Here is an 8,368-nt window from a genome sequence, read left to right as displayed (position 1 = left end):
CTAGCTAAGTTTGTTCGTCCTTAACCAATAATTTGCACCAGAGCCCACGCGGGTACCGGCGTTCTTTTCCAGGATGACGTCCAGCTTCTTTTCGTATTCCATTTAGCACTCTCGACAGGTTTGTTACACAGCACGACAGTTCGCTACACACTCGTAAATATGCAGTGATCTGTCGTGCTGCTATTCGGCTTGCCAGGGGTGAAGGACCCTAACGTAAGAACACAGATTTCGCGCTGCCGCCTCCATGGCAAATCGACAACACGCCGACCCCTTCCGGGAGCCGATCGCCTGACCTACAGCTGCCAGGACTTGAACATTCACGCAGTTTCTCGCGTAGCGCTTCCCGCCATACGGCAGGTTTAGGGTGGCGCTCGCACCCAGTCGTGTATCTCTCGCCCGTAGGCGTCGCGGAGGTCATCGGTAGCCTGGCCCATAAGGCCAGCGCATCCCGTGTCCGGTAGGTGTCCGGAGATCCGCCCTTCTGTCCCTGTTGCTGGTAGGGAGTGCGCATGCCCCTGTGCAGGTGGCGGTGCGCTCGGCGACGGCCGTTCGGGCCATTTTGCCGTTGTACTTTCAGTTCTGTGGAGAATCTGTATCCATAAATGTCTTGTAACTCGCATGGTTCTCGGGTTTGCTCGACACTCTGTATCCCGCTGGGCCCAGAACGCTAGGCCAAAAAACAACCGCTGGGGCCGTTTCGAGGATCGATACAAGGTTGTGGCGCCAGGCGTGCTGGCAGGCTTGGGAGAATGCCGCGGAAGCGGCGCGCTACGAAAATCTTTTCACTTCCATAGGAACTGAAAAGTGGAATGACGGGGTGAGTATGAATGCTTAAAGCGAGTACACCAGTATCTTGGTGCTCGATGAGGCTGCTAGATGCCAACTGGATATGCTTTCGCTCGCCTGGAGGGAAAGCGGAATTGCGTGATTGCCGAATTGCCGACGACCACAAGAATAGGCGAAAGTTGATTGGCAGTCAAATGCGAATCCTACATATTTTTATGACGTATTCCAAATGCCAGGCGCATCTCTCGACCGTATTCTTCCAATCAGTCCCTGACAACACCCCTGACAACGCCCCCTGACAACCCTCTGATGCTCCTATAAGAATGTCCCGCTCCATCCCTGACATCGCCCCCTGATGTCACCCCCCGACAGACCATGATTCGACTAAGTTAGGCGGGACCAATCTAACAGCTATTAACAAAGAACACGCAGGTATGAGTACTGATTTTCTTAGGACGCTAGAAGCGAACACGAAACAACTGGCTAAACCCGAAAGCTCGCTTTCAGCCGCCGGCCGCGTACGGCTTAGGCTCCCTGACATCGAAATGGCGCTTGCCAGTGGCTTTACGCACCGGCAGATCCTGCAACAACTCAATCGCGAAGGGATCGAACTTACCCATGCTTACTACCATCGGCTCATTCCTAAGTTACGGGGCGAGGCCAAGGCTGCGCGAACAATACTCATCGCTAGTGGCGCCACGGGACTGGTTCACTCGGCTGGAGCTTGGCCTGAACCGGGGCTGGGACGGCCAGCAGCGCCGCCGTTGCAGGAACGGGCGACCACAATTGGTCAGACCCATACGAATAGTGACAATTTATCCAGCGCAATCGCTGGGCCAGCCGTTGTTCCGCCACGTACTATCCCTCGTGCGAAACCCGACGGCCCAAAATTCAAGTGGGACCCGAGGGGCGCAGAGAAGATTAACCCTAACAATATTTGAGGATGAGCATGAAGCAAAGTAACTGGACTATTATGGGCAAAGGCGGAGTGGGCAAATCGTTTTGCACATGGCTTCTGGCGCAGTATTTCATTGAGCTCAAGCGCAATACCTATTTCGCTGATACTGACCCTACAAATGCTACTTTTAGTGCTTTCCCGGAAATTAACGCAAAGCACATCAATATCACGGATGAAGAACTCAACATCGACCAAAGTTCGTTTGATAAACTGGTCAACGATATCGCTCGCCATGACGCTTATAGCGTGATCGACACCGGCTCGCCATCATTCCTTCCGATGATGAATTACCTGTCCCAGAATGGTACGTTCGATGCTCTTATCGAAGCCGGCCACCAGGTTATCGTGCACGCTCCTCTGGTGGGCGGTCCGGCGAAACGCGACACTACTCAGGGAATTTATGGGATTCTCGAAAGCACGAAAGCGCAGATGGTTATCTGGCAGAACGATTATTTCGGCCCAGTGATGCAGGACGGGCATGATTTCACCGATACTGAGCTGTATAAGAAATTCGCGGATCGTATCCTCGGCGTTGTTCATCTTCCAAAAAAGGAAGAAACCACGTTCGGCCGAAGCATTCACAACCTGATCGAGAAACACCAGCTGCTGAGCGCCTGCGATGCGGAGGACTTCCCGTTCGCCGAAAAGTCGCGGCTTGACAGGTTCCGCCAGGAAGTTTTCGGCAAACTGGCAGTGATCGGGATTTAAGATGGTTAACGTTGCCGAGCGCCGCCGTATTGCGCACGAGGTCTACACGATCACTGGCGTTCTGGTTCCGGAGGACGATCCGATCGTCCTCGCAGCCCTCTTCTACGCACAGAAGCTCCGCGACGCTGCAGGGGACGCGGCCGGCCAGCTTGCCTCTGCAAGCGCCGAGAGCCGTGCGGTCGTCCACTCAGCCTCAGCGCTGATCCAGCAGGCCGCCGCCGAGAGAAAGGCGCTGGCAGATACGATCGAAGCAAGAATGAAGAAGGTTATCAAGGATGCCGCGCGAGTTCAGTCCAAACAGGAGGGGCCTCCACCCGGGTGGCGCGGCGTTTTTGCTGGCGTCGTGCTTGGCATGTTTCTCACGGGCGGAGTAGTGGCCGTCGCTTGCAACTTCAGTTTTGCATGGATCCAGGACGCGCGCATCGGAGCCGAATTCAAGCGCGTCCTTCCTAAACTCGATTCCTCCCTGCGCGACAAGCTTATGGAATATTTCGAGAAGCCACGCCAGTGATCAGGCGGCGCACCGACTTGCGCCGCCATTTTCCCTTGCTATTGTTGATACTTGGATTGGCGGACGGCATGATACCAGCTTCAGGGCGAGACCCTGCAGCCCATTAAACAAAGCGAGGGATGTCATGCAATTCAATAATTTTGGTAATACTTCGGTGTCCGGTGCCAACTTCGCTGTCGGCGACCGCTAGGCCGCGCTGTGCGCGATGCGCCGCGTGAAGATTCGCCAGTATCCGTTGTGTCCAGTGGCTGGGGTACCGATGTGGCGATGCAGGATAGACGCTCCGTCCATGCCCGCCGAACGAAAAAGGCGACCTGCGAGCTGCTTGGTCGAACCTCTACAGCCGCGTCCACATGGCTTTGGTTCGCGGTGCGACCTCGAGCGGGCGACGAATTTATTTCACCCTATAAATCATGCTGTCCACGCTCGGGTGGGCTTTCGTATCTGGTGTCGGTGGCCGATACGGCAGCCGATGTGAAACACAGTGGTTTCCTGTCATCGCTCAAGCGGTCATTTTTACGAGAAATGAAGCGATAAATCGTGCGACGAAAGCGCAAAAGGAAGACTTCGGTCTTCCCTTTTTTCGTCTGTTCGGGGCCACGTGGCCCCGAATGCACTTACACCTGCGAGGGCGTTAGGCCTTCCGTAGTCCAGAACTCGATGATGCGCTTAATCTTTTGCAGCGTAGGCGTCACGCTTGCTTGGCGCCTGCTGTTGTATGCCCCTACCGTGGACCTGGTGTTTCCAAACCTATTCACCATGTTTCGGAGGTGTCATCTTGACCGATACACTGATTTGCATCCATCGAGTAGTTTTCTAGGGGCCATGCCTTCCCGTGCTGGTTATGACAGGTGAAGGTCGAAGGGAACGGCGGCATTCTTGTCTACTGCTCTCCAGAAGCGGCGGCCATCGATACCGATCGCCGCCAGACTTCGTTGCGGTCGATGGTCAGCGTACCGCCAACAGGCGGGTACTGTTTTTCGGGGCTTTGTTGAGTAAATCGAGCGAAGGCTGAGCTGACGCTATTTGTAGTTTGTTTTATAACACTGGGACCGTGACCGGGGTGCCCAGCCGAGTGAAGCGATTCAGCACGGCAGCCCGCACTTGTAGTTCGGCGACCTGACGGTCGAAGTCGCGTGCCATGACACGTTCACCCAGCAGTTTGAAGCAGCGCATCTTGGTTTCAACAAGGCTGCGTTGGTGGTAGCCGCTCCATCTCTTCCATATTGCCCGTCCTAGCCTTTTTGTCGCCCACAGGATGTCGTTACGTGCATCGGCACCGCAGCGGTTTGTCTTCCAGGGCTTGGCGTTCTTGCGGGTTGGGATGATGGCATGCGCGGCACGTGACGCAATGGCCTCGTGGCAGTCCTTTGTGTCGTAAGCGCCATCGCCGCTGACGCTGGCAATTGGCTCGTCGGCAGGAATCTGGCCCAGCAGCGCTGGCAGAACAGGTGCGTCACCGATACTGTTGTCGGTTACTTCCATGGCCCGGATTTCGAGCGTGGACGCGTCAATCCCGAGATGCACCTTGCGCCATTGGCGGAGGTATTCCGCGCGATGCTTTTTCGTCTTCCACTCACCCTCGCCCAGCATCTTGATGCCCGTGCTGTCCACCAGCAGGTGCAAGCCCGTCGTGGTCGGTGCAGCGCCGATTGCTACCTGCAGCGTCTTCTGCCGCCGGCTGACCGTGCTGTAGTCCGGCACCGGCCAATCGAGCCCGGCCAGANTGCTGTCCACCAGCAGGTGCAAGCCCGTCGTGGTCGGTGCAGCGCCGATTGCTACCTGCAGCGTCTTCTGCCGCCGGCTGACCGTGCTGTAGTCCGGCACCGGCCAATCGAGCCCGGCCAGATGCAGCAGGCTTTGCGTCATCCCCATGGCCTGGCGTAGTGGTAAATTGAAGAGGCACTTGATGCTCAGGCAGAACTGGATTGCCTCGTCGCTGAACGTCTGGCTACGTCCCCGCTTACCACTCGGTTGCCCACGCCAGTTCATCGTCGGGTCAAGCCAGATGAGTAGCGAACCGCGTGACTTCAACGCTTCGTTGTATGCCTTCCAGTTGGTCGTGCGGTACTTCTGTGGAGCTGGTTTCATCCTGTTTAGGCTACCAGACCTACGCGTTCCACGCTGGTCGAGCCTGATTTATGCAACAGAGCCATTGTCAAGTGGCAACTTTACTTCGTTGAATGCGCAGGATAGCGGCTCACTGCAACAACACACCTGTCGCGAAGCTTCCCTAGCATTGACGGAAGATGGTTCAGCCAGTGTCTGCTTCGGGTCTATTGTGTTGAAAAACTCCGATCACTTGCCAGTCGTCTATGAAAGAGCGTTACCTCGACTGTGCAAAACCGCGCCGGTTCAACGAACGCCAACCGCTTGGACTGTTGGAGCCTCCGAAAACAGGCCAAGAAAGTTGCCTGGCGACTTTTTCAACACAATAGGTCGGAAGCGGACGTTAGACTTCCGGTCCTGCTCCCCAAACCTTAGCTCTTGCCTTAGATTTCGTGCACAGCTTTTAGGTGGTCTTTGCTGGCTTGGAGCTGTTCAACCATCTCTTCAGTCAGCACGTGATCGCGGATGTTGCCGGTCAAGATGTCGTCGAGGTCTTTGATGGCGCGCAGCGCCTGGGACTTAGAGAATGGGAGATTGTTCATCGAGGGTCTCCTACGGTCACAGAGCGTGGGTCTTCAGCCTGAGCCTGGCCGAGGTAGTCCTTGACGGCCGCTTCCGCTGTGTGAGGACGCTGAATGCGGAGGGGAGTTGATCACTCATCACAGGTCTCTGAGGAACGTGCCGAAAGTGATACGCTTTGTCTCACTTCTATGATTCGCTGGTCCATTCGTTACTCCTAAAGTCCTTGTCAGGAGTATTTATACGGTTCCGATTTATGAGCGATTTAAGAGACCTGCATAAGTCGACGACAGCGTCAAGCACCTTGTAACTTTGCAGAATTCCGTTGTTTTAAAAAACAGCGACAAAGTTGTAAACTGCTCGACAATGCCCAATTTCTCTCCCTAGAATGGCCTCTTTTCCATAGGAGAGAGCAATGATCGGCTACATCGAATGGACTAGTCACGAGACCAAAGAAGTTGAGCGCGCGAACATAACGCGGTGCGTCACGAAAGACGGAGTCTACTACCTGGAATTCTCAAACGAAGAGCATTGGTCTGAGGGCAGGGTGGCACTGGATTGGGGTACGGAGAAGCAGCGAGCGACTGGCATGTACCGGTTCACGGATGACTCTTATCAGGGAAACGCAGAGCTTATCGGCCAGATCAGCGCGAACGAAGATGTCATTGATTTCACCGGCACTTGGCATGATCCAGAGGATGAAACGGGTGTATGGGACGTGTACATCGAGTTTGAAAAGCCAGACACCATTACGTTTACGTACGACGAACCAGCACCTAATCGACCAGCACCATTGTAACCGTCGACCTGGCAGCGCAACGAGCGACTTGACGCTTCGATACGACAACTACATTTACTTCAATTCAACAGTCCCGTATGATTCCAATATAACAACTATGGGGTGGACTGTGAGATCGAAAACGATTGCGGTAGTGCTGTTAGGAGCGTTGGTCGCGGGATGTTCACGCCCTGAACCAAAGCTGAGCGAAGACCAGTTAGCAGACAAGAAGAGCAAGGATCGCTGCATGTCGCTCGTGGTAGAGGCTGGTGGAAAGTGGTACCAGGGTGACCAGATAGGGCGTATGTGTGAAGAGAACAATCCAACGAAGCCTGAGCTTGCACGGCGGGAAATCATGGACGCTCTCTCTAAAAACGGCTTAGCTTCCACAGGAGAGTATTCGCCGTACAGCATGATCGACGGCCCATGCAAGACGCTCGCTGAAGAGTTCATCGCTATGCATGAGAAGGCCTACCGGTTAAACGCCGGTGAGGAGAAAACCAAAGCCCTTGCTGTCGCTGACCAGCTCCTCGCTTGGGTTAACGCTGGTAGCTGCACCGCGCCGAAGCCATCTGCCTGAACCTGGTAGCAGCATCTGCTATATGAGTACCTACACGTCTATAGTCATACAGCAAATCGTGCTACCGAATTAGCGGTCGTCGATCTGCACCGACCACTCCTGTACGTACTCAGCACTGTCTGAGCCACGCTCAATCCCCTTGAACAGCATCTTGTTACCGTGCATCGTCGTCAGCTTCGCGTCGAGCAGGGGTGGGATGAGCGGCTGCGTCTGTTGGTCATTGTGGGCAGACAGCTTCAGCTCAGGCATCCCACTACAGTAGAACGTGGTGAGGTCGCCCTCGGTGGGTGGTGCCAGGAGGATTTCGCGCTCATGCTTGCGCTGTCTCCTTGTCCTGGGCTGTTTGACTATACTGTACATCCATGCAGGGCTTTGTTGCGCAAATCAGGCCCGCCGAGCGTAGAGCCGGTCGTTCTGGTAGCCTGAACAGATGAAACCAGCTCCACAGAAATACCGCACGACCAACTGGAAAACGTACAACGAAGCGCTCAAGGCACGCGGCTCGCTGCTCATCTGGCTTGATCCGACGATGAACTGGCACGGCCAGCCCAGTGGCAAGCGCGGGCGCAGCCAAGTCTTCAGCGACGAGGCGATCCAGTTCTGTCTGAGCATCAAGTGCCTCTTTAATTTACCGCTGCGCCAGGCCATGGGCATGACGCAAAGCCTGCTGCACCTGGCTGGACTGGACTGGGCGGTACCGGACTACAGCACGGTCAGTCGCCGCCAGAAAACGCTGCAGGTCGCCATCGGCGCGGTGCCGACCTCGACGGGCTTGCATCTGCTGGTGGACAGCACGGGCATCAAGATGCTGGGCGAGGGCGAATGGAAGACGAAGAAGCATGGCGCGGACTACCGCCGCCAATGGCGCAAAGTCCACCTCGGGATCGATGCGTCCACGCTCGAAATCCGGGCCATGGAAGTGACCGACAACAGTGTCGGTGACGCGCCTGTCCTGCCAGGGCTGCTGGATCAGATTCCTGCCGACGAGCGCATTGTCAGCGTCAGCGGCGATGGTGCTTACGACACGAAGGACTGCCACGAGGCGATCGCTTTGCGCGCCGCGCACGCCATTATCCCGACCCGCAAGAACGCCAAGCCCTGGAAGGCAAACCGCTGCGGCGCGGATGCGCGAAACGACATTCTGTACACGACGCGCCGGCTGGGCAGGGCGATCTGGAAGAAATGGAGCGGCTACCACCGGCGCAGCCTTGTCGAAACCAAGATGCGCTGCTTCAAGCTGCTGGGCGAACGCGTCATGGCACGTGACTTCGACCGTCAGGTCGCCGAATTGCAGGTGCGAACGGCTGTGCTGAATCGCTTCACTCGGCTGGGTACTCCGATTACGGTCCCGGTATTATAAAACGAGCTACAAATGGCTCTGGTGCAAATTATTGGTTAAGGACGAACAAACTTAGCTAG

At 55.8% G+C, this 8,368-nt stretch carries 8 protein-coding genes; 5 read left to right on the top strand and 3 right to left on the bottom strand.

The features are described 5' to 3' along the window. The first annotated feature begins 1,735 nt into the window (after positions 1-1,735). Together QWL29_RS26005 and QWL29_RS26000 are read left to right on the top strand one after the other, a co-directional pair. A complete protein-coding gene (locus tag QWL29_RS26005; RefSeq protein ID WP_305825757.1) occupies positions 1,736-2,452 on the top strand; it encodes a P-loop NTPase family protein in 717 nt (238 codons plus the stop codon). Position 2,453: 1 nt separating this feature from the next. Next, positions 2,454-2,963 carry a hypothetical protein gene (locus QWL29_RS26000; RefSeq protein WP_305825756.1) on the top strand — a complete coding sequence of 170 codons (510 nt, stop codon included), beginning with the start codon at positions 2,454-2,456 and terminating at the stop codon, positions 2,961-2,963. A gap of 1,038 nt (positions 2,964-4,001) precedes the next feature. On the opposite strand, the gene QWL29_RS25995 is transcribed toward QWL29_RS26000, so the two are convergent. Both QWL29_RS25995 and QWL29_RS25990 read right to left on the bottom strand, forming a co-directional pair. Further along, on the bottom strand, positions 4,002-5,054 hold the full coding sequence (locus tag QWL29_RS25995) for an IS5 family transposase (protein ID WP_305825755.1): 1,053 nt from the start codon (positions 5,052-5,054) through the stop codon (positions 4,002-4,004). Between the two features lie 401 nt (positions 5,055-5,455). Continuing rightward, entirely contained in the window at positions 5,456-5,614 is a 159-nt protein-coding gene (locus QWL29_RS25990) for a hypothetical protein (protein WP_305825754.1), read from the bottom strand. A 392-nt stretch (positions 5,615-6,006) separates the two neighbouring features. Between QWL29_RS25990 and QWL29_RS25985 the strand changes: the two genes are divergently transcribed. Beyond that, positions 6,007-6,390, top strand: a complete 384-nt coding sequence (locus tag QWL29_RS25985) for a hypothetical protein (RefSeq protein ID WP_305825753.1) — start codon at positions 6,007-6,009, stop codon at positions 6,388-6,390. Positions 6,391-6,418: 28 nt separating this feature from the next. Then, complete coding sequence (locus QWL29_RS25980; protein WP_305825752.1) at positions 6,419-6,949, top strand: hypothetical protein; 531 nt, start codon at positions 6,419-6,421, stop codon at positions 6,947-6,949. A 69-nt stretch (positions 6,950-7,018) separates the two neighbouring features. Here the strand turns inward: QWL29_RS25980 and QWL29_RS25975 are convergent, their stop codons facing one another. Next, positions 7,019-7,198 (bottom strand): hypothetical protein, encoded by a 180-nt coding sequence (locus tag QWL29_RS25975; RefSeq protein WP_305825751.1) that lies wholly within the window; start codon positions 7,196-7,198, stop codon positions 7,019-7,021. 181 nt (positions 7,199-7,379) lie between these two features. Between QWL29_RS25975 and QWL29_RS25970 the strand changes: the two genes are divergently transcribed. Further along, positions 7,380-8,309 carry an IS5 family transposase gene (locus tag QWL29_RS25970; RefSeq protein ID WP_305825750.1) on the top strand — a complete coding sequence of 310 codons (930 nt, stop codon included), beginning with the start codon at positions 7,380-7,382 and terminating at the stop codon, positions 8,307-8,309. The last annotated feature ends 59 nt before the right edge of the window (positions 8,310-8,368 follow it).

Origin of the sequence: Massilia brevitalea (assembly GCF_030711405.1) — a bacterium.
Lineage (GTDB): Bacteria > Pseudomonadota > Gammaproteobacteria > Burkholderiales > Burkholderiaceae_D > Telluria > Telluria brevitalea.
The sequence above is the reverse complement of the archived record's forward strand: the minus strand, read 5'-3'. Positions and strand labels throughout refer to the sequence as shown.

Excerpts from the sequence above, each read along its gene's own strand:
- QWL29_RS26000 (WP_305825756.1), top strand. The coding sequence starts at position 2,454 with ATGGTTAACGTTGCCGAGCGCCGCCGTATTGCGCACGAGGTCTACACG.
- QWL29_RS26005 (WP_305825757.1), top strand. The coding sequence starts at position 1,736 with ATGAAGCAAAGTAACTGGACTATTATGGGCAAAGGCGGAGTGGGCAAA.
- QWL29_RS25990 (WP_305825754.1), bottom strand. The coding sequence starts at position 5,614 with ATGAACAATCTCCCATTCTCTAAGTCCCAGGCGCTGCGCGCCATCAAA.
- QWL29_RS25975 (WP_305825751.1), bottom strand. The coding sequence starts at position 7,198 with ATGCCTGAGCTGAAGCTGTCTGCCCACAATGACCAACAGACGCAGCCG.
- QWL29_RS25970 (WP_305825750.1), top strand. The coding sequence starts at position 7,380 with ATGAAACCAGCTCCACAGAAATACCGCACGACCAACTGGAAAACGTAC.
- QWL29_RS25985 (WP_305825753.1), top strand. The coding sequence starts at position 6,007 with ATGATCGGCTACATCGAATGGACTAGTCACGAGACCAAAGAAGTTGAG.